This is a genomic window from Legionella yabuuchiae (assembly GCF_900640115.1).
Lineage (GTDB): Bacteria > Pseudomonadota > Gammaproteobacteria > Legionellales > Legionellaceae > Legionella_A > Legionella_A yabuuchiae.
The window spans coordinates 81354-98215 of the sequence record NZ_CAAAIW010000007.1 but is presented as its reverse complement, the minus strand read 5'-3'; the positions used below and the strand labels follow the sequence as shown (position 1 = coordinate 98215).

Sequence of the window (16862 nt, the reverse complement as noted above, 5' to 3'; positions counted from 1 at the left end):
CTTTTACCTCAGATGAGGATTTTACATGAATTACAATTTAATCACTGACTTAAGCCATAGCGCCAGTGAATGTTTGGTTCTTGGTCTATTGGATGATAAAAAATATTCCAATTTTATCGCAAATTTATCTTCAGATCATCAAAACTTAGTTGAAAGACTGAGCACACGTCTAAAAGAAGCAGGTGATTATGTTTGGCAAATGGATGTTGATGGGCATAGTTTACTGATCATTCATTGCGGTAAACAAGAAGATTATACCGCCGAGGCATTACGAAAGCGCACCAAAGAATTGGCTGCTCACTTATTAAAACATCGATTCAAATCAGCAACATTGGCATTGCCTGCTATTCATGATTTAAATCCTAACCAGCAACTTGAACGGATGATCCTAGACTTTGATGCTGAGTGTTATCAATTGCTCGATTATAAGAGCAAAGGGAAAAAGCCCTATGCGCTCAAAGAAGTAAACGTATATTGTCCTGAAGCGCTTCCTAAAACAGTCATTGATGCCAAAGCGCTATCTGAAGGCATTCGATTTTGTAAAACTTTAGCCAATACGCCAGCGAACATCTGCACCCCTACCTATCTTGCCAATCAAGCGATGGAATTAGGGAGTACTCAGAAACAATTAAGTGTAAAAATCATTGAAAAACATGAGATGCAAGAGCTTGGTATGGGCGCTTTGCTGGCAGTTGCCCAAGGTAGTATTGAACCGCCTAAATTAATCGAAGTTCATTATCATGGCGGCGGTGATAAAGCGCCTATTATCTTAGTAGGTAAAGGCGTCACCTTTGATTCAGGCGGGCTTTCATTAAAACCAGCCGAGGCAATGACAGAAATGAAGTACGATATGACCGGCGCGGCATCCGTACTAGGCACGTTAAAAGCATGTTCTCTACTTGAATTACCGGTAAACGTAATTGGGCTTTTAGCCTGTGCTGAAAACATGCCAAGCGGCACAGCTGTTAAACCAGGGGATGTTATAACCAGCCTATCAGGCCAAACCATTGAAATCTTAAATACCGATGCCGAAGGTCGTTTAGTCATGGCGGATGCGCTTACATATGCTGAGCAATACAAGCCTGAGATGGTCTTGGATATTGCGACCCTAACCGGTGCTATGATCGTTGCCCTAGGAAGCGTTTACACCGGTTTCATGACACCAGATGATGCATTGGCAAAACTCATTGAGTCCGCTGCACGTGAAAGCTTGGATAAAGCCTGGCGTTTGCCCCTGGATGAGGCTTATCAAACAGCGATGGATAGTCAAGTTGCAGATATGATTAACTCAGCGTTTGACCGTTCTGCCAGCAGCATAACCGCAGCTTGTTTTTTATCTCGTTTTACGAAAAATTACTCCTGGGCGCATTTAGATATTGCTGGCAGCGCTTGGGTTAGCGGTAAAAAGTGTGATGCCACTGGTCGACCCGTTCCTTTACTCATTCAGATGTTAAGACATGTCGCAGCGCGTTGATTTTTATCTTCTAGAACACAACCAGCCCCAAGGAGAATGGTTGCTGGCTTGCCGTTTGCTTGAAAAAGCCTATCTTCGAAATCATCGAGTGTTTGTGTTTTGTAATTCGCAACAAGACGCAGAATGTCTTGATGAATTATTATGGACGTTTAAAGACGATAGCTTTATTCCCCATAACCTCCAAGGAGAAGGGCCTGAGCCACCACCTCCGATTCAAATTGGTTATCGCGATGAACCTCGCGGATTCAACGATATTTTATTAAATCTTGCTACCAGCATCCCGCCCTTTGCTGCAAGATTTAAACGAATCATCGAAATTGTTGCCGCTAATGAGGAAGCCAAAGAAATAAGCCGAGAACATTATCGCCATTATCGCTCAAACCGTTGTGAGCTCTATACCCATAACATTGACGATCAGTAAGCATCACCCATAACGCTCAGCTAAATAATAAGCCATTGCTTTCATTGCCATGGCTTCCCCGCCTTCTGGCTTTCCTGGTTTACTAGAGACATTCCAAGCCATAATATCGAAATGGACCCAAGAAAGTTCTTCGGGGACAAATTCGTTTAAAAACAGGGCTGCGGTAATTGCCCCTGCATAAGGTGAGGCACTTGCATTGGCCAAATCAGCCACAGAAGAATCCAGCAAGCTCTTATAGCCAGAAAACATAGGAAGGCGCCATACAGGATCGTTTGCTCTCATTGAAGCTTGAGTGATATTGGCCGCTAGCTCATCATCCTCCGTAAACATAGCCGAAATATCCGTACCAACCGCCACACGCGCAGCTCCAGTTAATGTAGCAAAATCGATGAGCAATTCTGGTTTTTGCTCGCACGCTTTAACCATCGCGTCGGCTAACACTAATCGCCCCTCAGCATCGGTGTTATCAACCTCTACGGTAAGGCCGTTTCTCATGGTAAGCACATCCCCTGGTCGAAAAGAATCGCCACTAATCGCATTTTCAACCGCTGGAATTAATACCAGTAAACGAATGGGTAATGATTTACTCATAATCCATTGAGCCAGTCCCATGGCCTGAGCGGCTCCGCCCATATCTTTTTTCATCAGTCGCATGGCCGTAGATGGCTTTACATCAAGTCCACCTGAATCAAAACAAACCCCTTTTCCAATTAAGGCCACCAAAGGATGCTTAGGGTCGCCCCAAGTTAGAGATAATAATCTTGGCGCTTCTTTTGCTGCACGTCCAACGGCATGGATCGCCGGAAAATTATGACTCAACAACTCATCCCCGACCCACTGCTCAAATTCAGCATTATAGCGGCTCGCTAAGTTCGATACGGCTTTTGCTAACTCTACAGGACCTAGATCATTTGCTGGAGTATTGATTAAATCACGCACATAAAACACCGCTTCAGCTTCCCTGATCACTTCGTTTAGAGTCAGCTCATCCAGCGCTAACACGCGTGTTGGCGTTTCTGAATTATTTTTATAACGGTCAAAACGATATTGCGATAAAGCCCACATCATCATAGCCTGCTCAGGAAGTGTATCTTCAAAATAATAGGTTCCTTGAGGCAATCTATTAACAGATTGAGCAACAGCTTGAATCGCATCGCCATTCCCTGAGCCAATAAACACTTTCTCGATCTTACCTTTTGCGTCAAAGATCACCGCAACATTGCCTAAATTTCCTTTAAACTGCTGAGTGTCCATCGCATTTTTTATAGGCTCAGGAACATCTGAAATTCGTTCTTTAAATTGAGCTTTCGTCATTAAACTAAGAGGAACAGCCTGCTCCTTCGTGGTTTGGTAAAACGATTCTGCTTGCATAATTTACTCCTTTACCTGACCGCGAAACTGCCTTGGACGCATCCCAACAATACCGAGGGAGACTATATAAATAATCATCGCGATAAACACTTGCATTAATAATAAACCTAACCGGTGTAAAATAGGTTTTGTCATCCAGTAAGCAACATCACCCACAGCCCACCAAAGGTAAGCTGTCATCACGATATTGGCAATAAGCAACTGAATTAAAAATTTTGACCAACCTGGAGAAGGTTGATAAATATCGCGTTTTAATAATAAAAACAATAATATACCACAGTTAATATACCCAGCTATCGTAGAAGCGAGTGTTAATCCGGCATGGGCTAACGGGCCAATCAATAATGCGCAAAAAATAGTATTAACCACCATAGCAAACGCCCCAACCTTAACCGGGGTTTTAATATTTTGCTTGGCATAAAAGCCCGAAGCCAGAACTTTGACCATCATAAAGGCTGGCACGCCTAAAGCTAACGTAAATAAGCTTTTTTGCGTCTGTAAAACATCGTTTAAGCTAAATTGCCCGTACCCAAAACAACTCGCAATTAATGGGATTGCAAAAAAAGCCAGTCCCAACCCCGACGGAATACCAATAAGCAATAACACACGCAGTCCCCAATCCAGCGCTTTCGAATAAAGTTTTGAGCTGTTTTCCGCATGTTTTCTTGAGAGATGGGGTAAAATTACCGTAGCGATAGCAACACCGAAAACCCCTAAAGGAAAATCAGTTAAGCGATCGGTATAAAATAACCAAGAGACGCTCCCCACTTGCAGAAACGAGGCAAAAATCGTATCGACCATCAAATTAATTTGAGCAATGGATACCCCAAATAAAGCCGGCACCATAAGTGTTAATACTTTTCTCACACCAGGATCATTAAATATAAAACGTGGTTTTACTAATAACTTGCGGTGGTAAAGAAATGGAATTTGAAATACTAACTGAGCAATTCCAGCAATGAGCACCCCCCAAGCGAGCGCTAATACCGGTTGATCAAAATGAGGACTAATGTATAACGCCGCGATAATCATGGAGATATTAAGCAATACAGGGGTAAACGCGGGAACCCCGAAATAGCCATAGGTATTTAAGATTGCGCCGGCCATGGCCGTTAAAGAAATGAGCATTAAATAAGGAAACGTTAACTGCAGCATTTCACTGGCTAGTACAGAACGAGTACTATCTTCTCCAAACCCAGGAGCAAATACAAACACAATCACAGGTGCAGCAACCACACCAATCACCGTTACTAGTGTCAAAACGGCGCTGAGGCTACCAGCAATTCGTGCCAGAAATTGCCGAACCTCATCGATGGTTCGCGTTTTCTGATATTCAGCCAATACAGGAACAAATGCTTGTGAAAATGCGCCTTCGGCAAATAGTCGACGCATAAAATTAGGGATTCGAAAGGCTACAAAAAATGCATCCATCCCTGCCCCTGCGCCAAACGTTTGCGCAATCACCATATCGCGTAAAAAGCCCATAATGCGTGACATAAACGTCATTACGGAAACGAGTGTTGTTGAACGCAACAAACTTTGCTGTTTTGGAACCATAGCCTCAGATGCTGACATGTTACTAAAGGGAAAATCAAAATTTCCATATAATAACTGTATGGTCTATTAAATGCTATTTTTATTGGTCTTGGTTTAGTTTGGTTTTTCCTAGTTACTCAGGGGCAATATACCCGTGATACTTTTCCGCGGCATTGCTAGTGCCTACGGATGTTCCCGGAACCAGTCCGGGATCTTGACATAGAGGAAAAAAAGTTGACTTAGCCCACTGGCAATAGTCCAAAATATAAATTTAAGTCACTTATAGACTAATTTTATATAAGGACCATTCATGGAAAGGTCACTCTGACGCTGGGTTTGACTGATGATAGCAACCGTTCCAGCTTCCCAAGCAGTTGGCACCAAAGAACTAGGCAGCACCTGATAAATCGAATTAATGTAGTCTTGGAACAAATAACCAAGTTGGAAGGTTAATGTTGAATTTTGATTAAAAGTCGTTGTGTAAAATAATCCTATGTTACCGTCTATCTCAGGAACAACAACGGTCTGTCGCTGATTCGAAAGCGTTGTGTTGGTTGGCGTACTGTTAGTCGGCCCGTTGGTATTTGCCGTCCATGAAGTAAAATTGGTGCTTGAAGACAAGCTTCCGACGAATAGGCTACTTCCAATTCCAACATTCGCTCCGAAGTGATTATTCACAAAATAACGACCTTCAACTGCTAACCGTGGACCAAATCCTGTAAGGCTAGAGTCCGTGTAGACTCGGTGAGTATATGGGCCAAAGACGGGATCACGACCAGAATAATTGTTTTTAATATCTTCTTTTAGATAAGCTGCGCTCGCGCCCAAAAGAAGTTCAAGTTGAATAGTGTCATTCAGGTTAAGGAAATGGCTAAGCACCAGGTTAACGTGATCTATGTTAAATTTTACTGTACTATTGGCTGCGGTATTAAGCAAAAATTGTTCTGTCGGTCCGAAGTAGGATTCTGGTCCAACCGAGGTATTTGGCTCGGCAGAAAAATTTGCGGAGTCAGTGTTTTGAAAATGCAACCAGTCTAATTTAACCTGGTCCTGTTTACTTTCGAAATTATAATGCACCCCCAGTGTAAATCCCGGTGCATAATCAGGCTTAACAGACTGTTGGTACCAATTAGGTGCTGGAAGCGGGAGAGGTATTGTATAAACGGCATATTCAAGATTATTCGCACTGGGTTGTATGTAAAGACCACCAATACTGCCACCTAATCCTGGCGATTGTTCTGGAATTGTACTGACATTATGCTTAGTATCCCCACCTGCATTTACAGCGACAGAAACGCTGTATAAAAGAGCCAGTAAAAACGTTTTTCCCTGTACAAAATTCATTAAAAAATACTCCTTTATAAAAAGCAGAAAGTTATAACCCGCTTATCGGCCGCATTTTTAAAATGCCAACGCTTAGCCTCATAAGTAGCGATCCACAGGTGTAAATACTATCATGGAAATTGATTTGTTATGAGTAGCGATGCTGATAAATCGGATAAACAATTGCGTCGCGGTTATAATATAGCAACGGTTGCTCTGGCCAACACGAAAACCCGCGTTCTCTGGGCAATATTATCGACAATCGACGGTTATCGAAAAAAATAATTCTTCGGTGATGAACCAGGATGCTTTAGATGACAAAGATAAAAATAGTGTACATATCTTGACAAAGCGAGACGAGAGGGGCATGATCGCGCTTTTATTCTTTACACCGAGTAAGTGGAGATTGTAAGTGGCAAACATTAAGTCAGCGATTAAGCGCGCCCGACAAAACGTTAAGCGACGCCAACATAATGCTAGTGCGCGTTCTATGTACCGTACCTACGTTAAAAATGTTTTAAAAGCTGTGGAGTCTGGCAATAAAGATGCAGCAAAAGAAGCCTATGAAAAAGCCCAGCCTATTATTGATAAGGCGGCTCAAAAAGGTTTGATTCATGAAAATAAAGCGGCTCGAATTAAAAGCCGTTTAACCGCTCGCATTAAGGAAATGGCGGCTTAAGTTTTTTTGTAGTTTAGTAGCCTGAACGTGAATACGCCCGGGAGATTATGGTAAGATCGAAATCCCGGGTTAAGTCTATAACCTTCACCCAGGCTACAAAAAAGTCAAACTTTCAAGCAAAAGGGACAAACGTCATTATCTGTTAGTCTTCAATTTTCACATTGATTTTCTTGGCTTTTTCATTCGCTTTCTTAGGAATTACAACTTCCAGCACGCCTTTTTTATAGCTTGCTTTGATTTTTGACTCATCGGTGGTGTCCGGTAGAGCAAATCGGCGGTAAAATTGACCCTGAACTCGTTCTATACGAGAAAACCCTTCTTTCTCTTCTTTTTTCTCATAACGACGTTCACCTTTAATCGTGAGCATGTTGTTTTCTAAAGATAGCTGGATATCATCTTTTTCAACGCCTGGAATATCAGCCTTCACAATGTATCTGTCTTTTTCTTCTCGAATATCTACCGCTGGGCTCCATAAGGTTGTTTCGGCTTCTTCTTCAAAGTTGAATGGTCTTAACACTTCATTTAATACGGTACTGAGATAATCTTTTGGCCATCCTTGTTGCTCGCGTTTCATAATATTCATCTCATTTCTCCTTAAGTTAATTCGACTATCACCAGAATCATGCTGGGTATCTATAGATATAGTTCTTTTTTTTTAAAATTCAAGAATGTTTAAAACTTTTTATTCCTCATTGAACGGGGCTTGTCCATTGAGGTAAACGCAATCAACGGTGATACAAATAAGCAATTAGGGAATATTGGTGATTAAATTTGGTTGGGTCAAAAATGACCTAACCAAAAAGCTTAATGACCTTCTTTAGGATCGGTTAATTTAAATAACTCTGCGTTATCGCTGTAATCGATGGGGACGTCTACTAATACCGGTTTTTTGGCGTTGAGGGCCTTATGAAAAATTTCTTTAAATTCCTCGGGTCGATGCAGTTCTAGACCTAATGCTCCGAAGGATGCAGCAAAATCAGGAATATTAACTACCCCAAAATCCACCCCGCTTTTGCGATGGTATTTCATGAGTTCTTGTTCTAAAACCATGTTATATGAGCCATCTCGCCAAATGAAATGCACAAACTTAAGACCTTCTCGAACGGCAGTTTCAAGCTCCATAGCGCTGAATAAGAACCCTCCATCACCGGAAATTGAAATGACGGTTTGATTAGGGCATGCAAAATTGGTTGCAATAGCCCAGGGTAATGCAACCCCTAAGGTTTGTTGACCATTGCTGAATAACAAATGATGAGGACGATAGGAAAAGAAATAGCGTGACATCCACATATAAACCGTTCCGATATCGCAACACACTGTGGTCTCATCATTAACTACCTGAGTTAATTCATAAATGAATCTAAGCGGATGAATTGGCGCCTTTTTATAAGTCTTACCCGACTCAACTTTGTCTAAGAGTTCTTGTCGGGCTTGCATGATTTTTTTATTGCTGTGAATTTCTTCGCGCTTTTTTAAACGCGTAGATAGCGCCTGGATGTTCATTGCGATATCCCCTAGGACTTCACAAACAGGATGGTAGGTATTATGAATATCACAAGGAGCATAATCTAAATGGATCACTGTCTTATCATTTTTTGAGTTCCAAATCTCAGGATCATATTCAACTGGGTTATAGCCAATAGTGAGCACCACATCTGCACCATCAAGAATTTGATCCCCTGGTTGATTTTTAAAAAGGCCAACTCGACCAATGAAACAATCTAAAAGTTCTTTTGAAATTACACCAGCGGCCTGATACGTACTGACAACAGCAAAGGGAGTTTTCTCTAACAAAGCTCGGATGGCTGCGGTGTTATTTGATCGACTAGATTCCATGCCTAAGAAAATGACCGGCTGCTCGGCTTGATTAATTAGGGTTGCCACATCATCAAGCAGTACGTCAGGAGACTGGCCATAACTTGGCTTTGGCATCACAGGGATCGGCGGCCATTGGCTTGTTTGACCCAACACGTCTTGTGGAACGCTGATAAAACATGCACCGCTTGTGGGTTGCAAGGCGATACGAAACGCATTTTCAATGATTTCAGGGATATTATCAGCCGTATGAGCCTCAACACTTTTTTTGGTTACAGCTTCCATCAATTTAACGTTATTAGTTCCCTGATGAGATTGTTTAAGCTCCATAGACTGGGGTACGTTACCCCCGATTGCAATGACTGGATCACCCTCGGTCGTTGCTGTTAATAAACCTGTCGCCAAATTGGCAACTCCAGGACCCGAAGTTACCAACACGACACCAGGTTTTTTAGTGAGTCGTCCGTACGCGGCTGCAATGAAAGCTGCATTTTGTTCATGCCGACAAACGATTAATTCAATACTTGAATCCAATAGAGCATCAAATACGCTGTCAATTTTTGCCCCAGGGATACCGAAAATATATTCAACACCTTGTGCCTCAAGACATTTAACGAGTAATTGACTGCCTGTAAGCTTTGACATAACGATCCTTGTCTAATTTCGGATTAACTAAAATGTTTTGGAGACCAAGTTTGATGCAATTGATCGTATGCCCTTTTTGCTGGGGTGTAATGAGGAAATCGCAGTAATATTTTATTTAATATCATTCTCGATAACACTTCATCTCCACGATTCCACTCATTCATTGCATCAAAATACATCAACTCAACCGGTTGCCCCGCGAGTTCAGGACTTGGATTGACCTGAACGGGTTCAATATAACTAAGTCGTTCTTCGGCTTGTGCTTCAAGCCATTGCAAGACATTGCCCGCTTGCTTGAACCCATTTTGTTGCGCTTTAATCAACAAGTCTTTGCCTTGTTTAGATTGTTGCTCACCTAGAGTACCATCATAATAGAACGTCGCCAGCTGGAATTGGGCATAGGGATTATTCAGGTTCGCTAATTGCTTATAGAGCTCTACGGCTTTTTTAGGATCTTTAGCCGTTCCTTGCCCATATTGATACATTCTAGCTAAGGCTAACATGGCTTTGGTATTGCCTTTATCTGCCGCTTGCTGATAGAAATTAACCGCGGCTGAAGGATCTAACTCTTTGGCGACTCCCGTCTCAGACATTAACCCTAGTTGATATAAGGCTTCTCTATTGCCTAAAGCGGCTGCTTTTTGATACCAATGTAGCGCGGTTCGTTCATCTCTGGGACCATTTAAGCCATTAAAATAAAGACCTGCTAATTGAACCATCGCTTCGGCGTTCTCTGCCTCAGCGGCTTTGAAATAGAGCGCTTGAGCTTTCTCGAAATTAACTGGAACCCCTTTTCCAAGCTCATGCATTAATCCCAAATTGTATTGACCAACCGTATCATTTTGTTTTGCTGCTTGCTGATAGGATGCAAGCGCGATTTGATAGTTATCAAATACTGTGTCATGAATAAATCCTAAGGCAACCGCTGCTGGTGAATAAGACGTTAACGCTTTTTTCATTAAGAGATTTGCTTCTTTATAGTCTGGTTTGTCACCCACCTTTCCTAAGAAATGCATTCTGCCGAGCAAATATTGAGCTACAGGTTGCCCTTGTGTGGCAGCTTTGCTATACCAAAGTTCTGCAGCCGACACATCAACGTTACCGCCCAAGCCTTCTTCATGCATAAAAGCAAGCTTTAATTGCGCTTCTTTATCGCCTTTTTCTGCAAACTCTTGATAAATCTCACGTGCTTGTTGCATTTTTTTCGGATCACTACCTAGGGATAAATAATAGTCCGCGAGCAGTAATCCCGCAGTGCTGTTGCCTAAAGTTCGAGCCGCATTTAATTCTTCTAAAAAGTCCTGATCATCTCGTTGCTTCACCACGGCTAAATTTAAATTACCATATGAAAACCCAGCGTCAGCTGAGTGTTTCAACAGTTGCTTGCTGGTGGCCAGATCCTGACTAATATGTTTTCCTTCATTTAAATAAGTCCCCATAATGAAAGCGCCAACTGGGGTCATGGTGGTTTTCTGATACCAATAAATGGCTTCGGAAGGATTTTTATTCCCCCCAATTCCTCGATCCAACATCAAGCCCAACAATAACGCCGCTTGCGTATTGCCTTGTTCTGCGTGTTGTCTTGCCACCGTGTAAGCATTTTTTTGCTGCTCGACACTTGTATCCATGGCATTAAAAAACGCTAAAGGTAACGCGGCTTCTTGCACCCCTTCTTGAACCGCCCCATGATAAAGTTTCTCAATCGTTTTGTTACGTTTTTTAACCGCGGCCACACTGACATCGTCTTGCTTTTCTCGCACCAGAATTTCGGCTAAGCGATATTGAGCAAGTCCATGATCATTTGAAGAAGCCACGTAGTACATGGCAATCGATTCTGTGGGGTCAGATTCAATGACCAAATTACCTGCATCATCGCGGTATCCTTGCTCTTTAATTCTAGCTAAAGCGTATTGAGCCATGGCATTACCTTTAAAAGCAGCATCTTTCAACCACGATTCAGCTTCTTTATAATTTTGCTCTACCCCCTTCCCTTCCAAATACATAAGACCAATATTATATTCAGCACGCAAATCTTTTTGCTCCGCTGCCAACTGATAAAATTCCATCGCTTTCTGATAGTTTTGATTCACCGCGATACCATGCTCATAGAGTTGACCAAGCTTAAATTGTGCGTCTGGTACGCCCAAGATGGCTTTGCCCAAAATTTTCTCAAACGGTGTTTTTTCGGATCGTGATGGATTGAATTCTGTTTTAGACATAAACGCCAACACATCAAAGTGAGCGTCAACTGGCTGAGGGAAATAATTCATCTCAGCAAACCCAACTGAATTTAATGGACTATTCGCTATTAATGGTTCTTCCGGCTCAAAGGCTTCCAGTGTATCGATAGGGTATTGCGGCAAAATTAGCTTATCGTTGGACAGTGGGTTTAGGCTAGTAGCTAATGCGTTGTAGTACTCACTGATTTTAATATCATTGGGGTTGGTTAATACAAATTGTGGCTTGTACAATTGCTCCCGCGTGACGTTTGCTATTTGTGGCGCAGGGTTGTAACTGTTTTCTTTTAAAGCACGTGGGTTATTCCAAGGGCTTTGGATTCCTGTTAAAGAATATCCACTTGCGGCAAAATCATTGGATTTATCATTACTCAACCAACGCGCCACCTCATCTCGTGATTCAAGGGAGGTTTTTTTAACTGGTTGTTTGGATTTCTCTTGCCATTCCTTCGCCAAATTTTCATCTGGTGAAACGCCAATCCCGTCCTTATACAGCTTGGCAAGTTCGCGCTGTGCTTCAACGGCATTATTTTGCGCGGCTTTTAACATCCATAAAAATCCGCGGTTAGGATCATAAAATTGCCCATCTTTGGTTAAGTACAATTTTGCCAAGGCAATCTGAGCTAGAGTATTATTTTTTTCAGCCGCTTTGGTGTACCATTCTTTAGCTTGTGTAAGATTGCCCAATTGTTGTTCTAAACCGCCCATTTGATAAAGAGCGACAACTGAGCCTTGCTTAATCGCCGCATCAATTAATCTTCGTGCTTCATCGGTGTTTTTGGAGACCAATTTTCCTTCAGCATAGAGCTCTCCTTGTTTTAATTGCGCTTGGTAATTGCCGTGCTCTGCGGATTTATTCAGCCAGATTAACCCTAGTTTTCGATTGTGTGCATTTCGACTGTCTAGAAAATATTCAGCAAGGGTGTATTGCGCAATAGGATTATCATTTTTAGCTGCTGCAATGTAATAACGTCGCGCCATAGTGGGATTTTGTTTTGTGCCATACCCAAACATATACGCGGCAGCACAATACATTTGAGCTTTTAAATCATCCCCATCGGCTGCTTTTTTAAACCAGTACAAGGCTTTTTCAGGATTATTCTCAGCCAGCAATTCATAACGCGCTAACATGTTTTGAGCAGGTAAATATCCTTTTTCTGCCGCTTTTGTTAAGTGCTGTAAGGCAAGGGTGTTATTTTTTAAAAGGCCATAGCCATAAAGACGCATACGCCCTTTGTAGTATTCTGCAACCGGATCGTTTGCTGAATTCTTAGAGAGTATTTCTGCTGCTTTAGCATAATCTCCTTGCCGATAAGCCTCTATTCCATTATCTGCATAAGCGCAATTAAGACCTGCTGCGAAAAGACAAACCCATGGCATTACCGATTTCATTTTTTTCCCCTTGTCCTTTTGCCACGCCAATCAGTTATTCGTACTAACTCATTAGTTTATTGTGGAATAATGCCGTAATTCACGACTTCTCGAACGGCACCTCCTCTGGTATTACTGTTTACAATCCAGTGATTCCCTCGATTGTTTAAACCAAATCGCACTCGGGCAAATTCACATACTTGTAAATGTTTTGAGCAATCAACGACTTTTCCATACTTTGATTTTTTATCCTCAATGGTACAGACGTATTTTATTTCTTTTTCACAAGTGGATAATACCGCCCAACGATTAGGAGATATTTCATGATTGAGGAATGTGCTGTAAGAACTTTCTTGCTCACGCATTTGATATAAATTAATGGGCCTATTGGATTTATTCAGAATAAAATAAAGCGAGTTTCTTTCTCCGGCTTCTTTTGGAAGAATATTTAACGTCTTTAATTCAAATTCATATCCCACATCGACACAGCCTAAAGGGTTTCTACGTTCTTCTTTTTCATCCTCTTTTGCCGTGGCAACGCCTGCGAACATCAAGAGCATTATTCCGATGCTTACCCAGGCGCATACAATATTCTGTTTCATTATTTTTTCTCCCTGGAAGCCAATGGTCTAACGATAACTTTAGTCCCTAAAAAACTATTGGAATCTTTAGAAGTTTCCACAAAATGATGATTCAACCATTTTGCATCACGTGTAAACATTCGTATGCATCCATGACTTGCACGATAACCCGGTATGTCATCTGAGCCATGCAAGGCTAACCCCTTATGGAAATACATGCAGTAAGGCATTTTTGCCCCTCCACGACCAAGGGGGAATACATTAGACTTGCATTTTTCATTCTCCATGCTGAATACGCGAAATATCCCGGTTTTCGTTCTGCACGTTGGGCTGCTGTTATCAGAGCAGCGATCGCTTCCTGAAGAAATTGGCCCCCATTTGACTAAGTTTCCTTCTTCATCGTAAGCACCATAGGCCAGTTTATCCTGATCCACAATAATTTGTTTTGTTTTTTCTTCCGGCTTAATTTTTAAAGGGAAAGGTGAAATGTCTTTCCAGGTCGTATTTTTTAAATCTTTTGGTACAGCAATCACTTTCCCAGCCCAAAGATAATTATAGGTTCTGTTTAATCGTTGTACTAAATCGCGCTCACGCTCATCGGGAAACATACGCTCCCAGGATTGACTATGTCCTACGCGGACACATTCATATTGCGGATATTTGCATAAGGCGGAGCCATAATAAACGGGCTCGTCTTTTCCCATCGCCAGAGAAGCAACTATTGATAAAGCGGTTGCAATCACTACTTGTTTTCTATTCATGATTTTATCCCAATTCATCTTTACTTAATGAGCAGCTTCCCTTATATTCAAGAAAAAATCGCTCAAAATTAATGCAACTTCAAAAACCGATAGTTACACTATCCTTTACTCTTATTTCGACTAAATTAGAAATAAGTTTAGCTGAAAACTAATAAATTTTGGCATGGGTAACTTCTTTTTTTTTATTTAAATATAGTATAGGGCCATTCATAAGTCATGCTTCACTTAGAATCTATACAACCTATTATCGAGCGGGCTTATCAATGGCTTTGTAAAGCGCATTCACATCGAGGAATCAGTAGTGACTGCTGGCATGTACGGCATCATAAAAACGAGCTGCTTCCAGAGCTTTGTGAGTCTCTTGTACGGATGGATTATCAATTCTCTCCTAGAACCCAATACCGCATGCCTAATGAAACCTTAAGTCTTTATAGCAGCCAGGATAGTTTAATATTAAAAGCCATGAGCCTCATCCTGTCCGACATTCTGAAGTCCAGTTTATTATTAAGTCCACATTGCTACCATTTAAAAGGTAATGGCGGATTAAAAAAAGCGGTGAATCATACGAAGGAAAATCTTCAGTCTTATCGTTTTGTTTTCAAAAGTGATATCAAAGGATACTATGAACATATTAATCATCGAGTCTTGCATGAGGATTTAGTGTCATTAATAGAAGATAACCCGCTCACCTCGCTGATTATGCAAAGCCTAAAAGTTCCAAGCACTTGGGGCGGGCTTTATTATGACCATGATAAAGGATTGCCAAAGGGCTCACCGCTTTCCCCGTTATTAGGAGGGATTGCGCTTCATCGGCTCGATTGTGCGATGACTCAAATAAAAGGTGTGTTTTATGCTCGTTTTATGGACGACTGGGTAGTGCTTTGTAAAACAAGACATCAGTTAAAGAAAGTGATTCGCCGCACCTATCAAATCTTGGATGAATTGCAATTAACGCTTCATCCGGATAAAACCTATATCGGAACCATCGAAAAGGGATTTGATTTTTTGGGGTATCATTTCAGTCCCAAACAATTAACCCTTGCCAAAGTCACTTTGGACAAAGCCATCGCTAAATTACGGCAGCTTTTTGAGCAAGGGGCGGGGCTTCCCCGCCTCTGCATGTATTGGCGACGGTTTATACAATGGGCTTATGCTTCATGTGAACCTGACCTACCTCTTGAACTTAGAAGTGATGGTTTCTTGAAACGCATACTCACCATTTTATAAGCCGATGGATTAATTACATTCCCCTAATCCCCAAAGGACCCACCCACCGCCGCCCTAGTATTCCCCCCCTCCGCCTTTTTCCTGTTCGATATTTGTTCCAGGCTCCAATTGAATAGTAGGAGATTCATGCAATTGCACCTTACTTCCTTTCCTCACCTCCCTCAACACATCTTTATCGTCGGGATGGACTAAGCACCTTATCTGTTTCCCGTCCTCCGTTTTAAAGGTCGCCATTACACCCTTGTCCTCCCCCGCCTCATTGGCAAAGGCAAAAGAGCTTGTCAGTGCAAGACCTAAGCAGGTTGCTAATATTTTCTTAGTCATCATGATTTTCTCCAATGTAATAAGTTATCGTTTCTTAATAACGAAACACATTAGTAGTATAGACCATACTCAGGAGAGGGTTAGTAATCGCACAATGAATCAGATCAGGACTTCGATTATATACTTCAGAGAGCCCCTCAAATTAATTCGCCCGTTCAACCGTGAACGGCAAAATTTAAAAATAGTAAAGAGCTATACCCGTAATCTTTCAAAATGCGTGTTTTTAGGCGCCTTTATTTTTTGTCCTGCCGCATTTTAAAAAGCGAGTAATGGCTCATTCCCTTGCGAGTTTTTTAAAATGCGGCAGGGCGAAAAAGAAAAAGCATAAATCACGCATTTTGAAAGATTACGGGTATATTTATAAGTCACGCTTAATCACTTAGAATCTATACCCGTAATCGTTCAAAAAGCTAGTTTTTCGGCGATTCAATTTGGACAAAGCCATCGCTAAATTACGGCAGCTTTTTGAGCAAGGGGCGGGGCTTCCCCGCCTCTGCATGTATTGGCGACGGTTTATACAATGGGCTTATGCTTCATGTGAACCTGACCTATCTCTTGAACTTAGAAGTGATGGTTTCTTGAAACGCATACTCACCATTTTATAAGCCGATGGATTAATTACATTTCCCTAATCCCCAAAGGTTCGCTCAGCTTCTCTCAAGCGGCCAAACAATGGAATGGTTCCCGACATCACCGTCATCTCAAAAGTCATATACCTTCAAATATCCCTGCAATCGCACCACTTGTCCTTTCCTTACCCCTGTCAACACATCTCTATCGTCGCGATGGACTAAGCACCTTATCTGTTTCCCGTCCTCCGTTTTAAAGGTCGCCATTACACCCTTGTCCTCCCCCGCCTCATTGGCAAAGGCAAAAGAGCTTGTCAGTGCAAGACCTAAGCAGGTTGCTAATATTTTCTTAGTCATCATGATTTTCTCCAATGTAATAAGTTATCGTTTCTTAATAACGAAACACGTTAGTAGTATAGACCATACTCAGGAGAGGGTTAGTAATCGCACAATGAATCAGATCAGGACTTCGGTTATATACTTCAGAGAGCCCCCCAAATTAATTACAAAAAACCCCTGATTAAATGA

The 16862-nt window shown here is 41.8% G+C and carries 14 protein-coding genes; 4 read left to right on the top strand and 10 right to left on the bottom strand.

The genetic code is table 11. The features are described 5' to 3' along the window. Positions 1 to 25 precede the first annotated feature (25 nt). The gene (locus E1O47_RS04205; protein WP_133130019.1) at positions 26 to 1474 is read left to right on the top strand and encodes a leucyl aminopeptidase; all 1449 of its coding nucleotides are present in this window, start codon (positions 26 to 28) and stop codon (positions 1472 to 1474) included. Then, positions 1458 to 1895: a DNA polymerase III subunit chi gene (locus tag E1O47_RS04200; RefSeq protein WP_133130018.1), complete on the top strand. Its 438-nt coding sequence runs from the start codon at positions 1458 to 1460 to the stop codon at positions 1893 to 1895. Before E1O47_RS04205 ends, E1O47_RS04200 begins: the two co-directional genes overlap by 17 nt. Positions 1896 to 1898: 3 nt before the next feature. Here the strand turns inward: E1O47_RS04200 and E1O47_RS04195 are convergent, their stop codons facing one another. The 3 genes from E1O47_RS04195 to E1O47_RS04185 form a co-directional block, all read right to left on the bottom strand. After that, positions 1899 to 3266: a leucyl aminopeptidase family protein gene (locus E1O47_RS04195; protein ID WP_133130017.1), complete on the bottom strand. Its 1368-nt coding sequence runs from the start codon at positions 3264 to 3266 to the stop codon at positions 1899 to 1901. Positions 3267 to 3269: 3 nt separating this feature from the next. After that, complete coding sequence (gene murJ, locus E1O47_RS04190) at positions 3270 to 4841, bottom strand: murein biosynthesis integral membrane protein MurJ (RefSeq protein ID WP_133130016.1); 1572 nt, start codon at positions 4839 to 4841, stop codon at positions 3270 to 3272. 237 nt (positions 4842 to 5078) lie between these two features. Then, the gene (locus E1O47_RS04185; protein WP_133130015.1) at positions 5079 to 6146 is read right to left on the bottom strand and encodes an Lpg1974 family pore-forming outer membrane protein; all 1068 of its coding nucleotides are present in this window, start codon (positions 6144 to 6146) and stop codon (positions 5079 to 5081) included. Between the two features lie 391 nt (positions 6147 to 6537). Between E1O47_RS04185 and rpsT the strand changes: the two genes are divergently transcribed. After that, the gene (gene rpsT / locus E1O47_RS04180; RefSeq protein WP_133130014.1) at positions 6538 to 6804 is read left to right on the top strand and encodes a 30S ribosomal protein S20; all 267 of its coding nucleotides are present in this window, start codon (positions 6538 to 6540) and stop codon (positions 6802 to 6804) included. A 142-nt stretch (positions 6805 to 6946) separates the two neighbouring features. On the opposite strand, the gene E1O47_RS04175 is transcribed toward rpsT, so the two are convergent. The 5 genes from E1O47_RS04175 to E1O47_RS04155 all read right to left on the bottom strand — a co-directional run bounded on the left by E1O47_RS04175 (position 6947) and on the right by E1O47_RS04155 (position 14157). Continuing rightward, complete coding sequence (locus E1O47_RS04175) at positions 6947 to 7387, bottom strand: Hsp20/alpha crystallin family protein (RefSeq protein ID WP_133130013.1); 441 nt, start codon at positions 7385 to 7387, stop codon at positions 6947 to 6949. Positions 7388 to 7608: 221 nt separating this feature from the next. Beyond that, positions 7609 to 9264, bottom strand: coding sequence for an acetolactate synthase AlsS (gene alsS, locus E1O47_RS04170; RefSeq protein ID WP_133130012.1), 1656 nt, complete (start codon positions 9262 to 9264; stop codon positions 7609 to 7611). A gap of 23 nt (positions 9265 to 9287) precedes the next feature. Continuing rightward, entirely contained in the window at positions 9288 to 12893 is a 3606-nt protein-coding gene (locus tag E1O47_RS04165) for a tetratricopeptide repeat protein (protein ID WP_133130011.1), read from the bottom strand. A gap of 56 nt (positions 12894 to 12949) precedes the next feature. Continuing rightward, positions 12950 to 13474: an endopeptidase IV gene (locus E1O47_RS04160; RefSeq protein WP_133130010.1), complete on the bottom strand. Its 525-nt coding sequence runs from the start codon at positions 13472 to 13474 to the stop codon at positions 12950 to 12952. Further along, positions 13474 to 14157, bottom strand: a complete 684-nt coding sequence (locus E1O47_RS04155; protein WP_423202754.1) for a L,D-transpeptidase — start codon at positions 14155 to 14157, stop codon at positions 13474 to 13476. Before E1O47_RS04155 ends, E1O47_RS04160 begins: the two co-directional genes overlap by 1 nt. A 273-nt stretch (positions 14158 to 14430) precedes the next feature. On the opposite strand from E1O47_RS04155, the gene E1O47_RS04150 reads away from it, so the two are divergent. Further along, on the top strand, positions 14431 to 15441 hold the full coding sequence (locus E1O47_RS04150; RefSeq protein WP_133130008.1) for a reverse transcriptase/maturase family protein: 1011 nt from the start codon (positions 14431 to 14433) through the stop codon (positions 15439 to 15441). 54 nt (positions 15442 to 15495) lie between these two features. Here E1O47_RS04150 and E1O47_RS04145 read toward each other — a convergent pair whose 3' ends face one another. Together E1O47_RS04145 and E1O47_RS04140 are read right to left on the bottom strand one after the other, a co-directional pair. Further along, positions 15496 to 15768 carry a hypothetical protein gene (locus E1O47_RS04145; protein WP_133130007.1) on the bottom strand — a complete coding sequence of 91 codons (273 nt, stop codon included), beginning with the start codon at positions 15766 to 15768 and terminating at the stop codon, positions 15496 to 15498. A 698-nt stretch (positions 15769 to 16466) separates the two neighbouring features. After that, a complete protein-coding gene (locus tag E1O47_RS04140; RefSeq protein ID WP_133130006.1) occupies positions 16467 to 16694 on the bottom strand; it encodes a hypothetical protein in 228 nt (75 codons plus the stop codon). Positions 16695 to 16862: the final 168 nt, after the last annotated feature.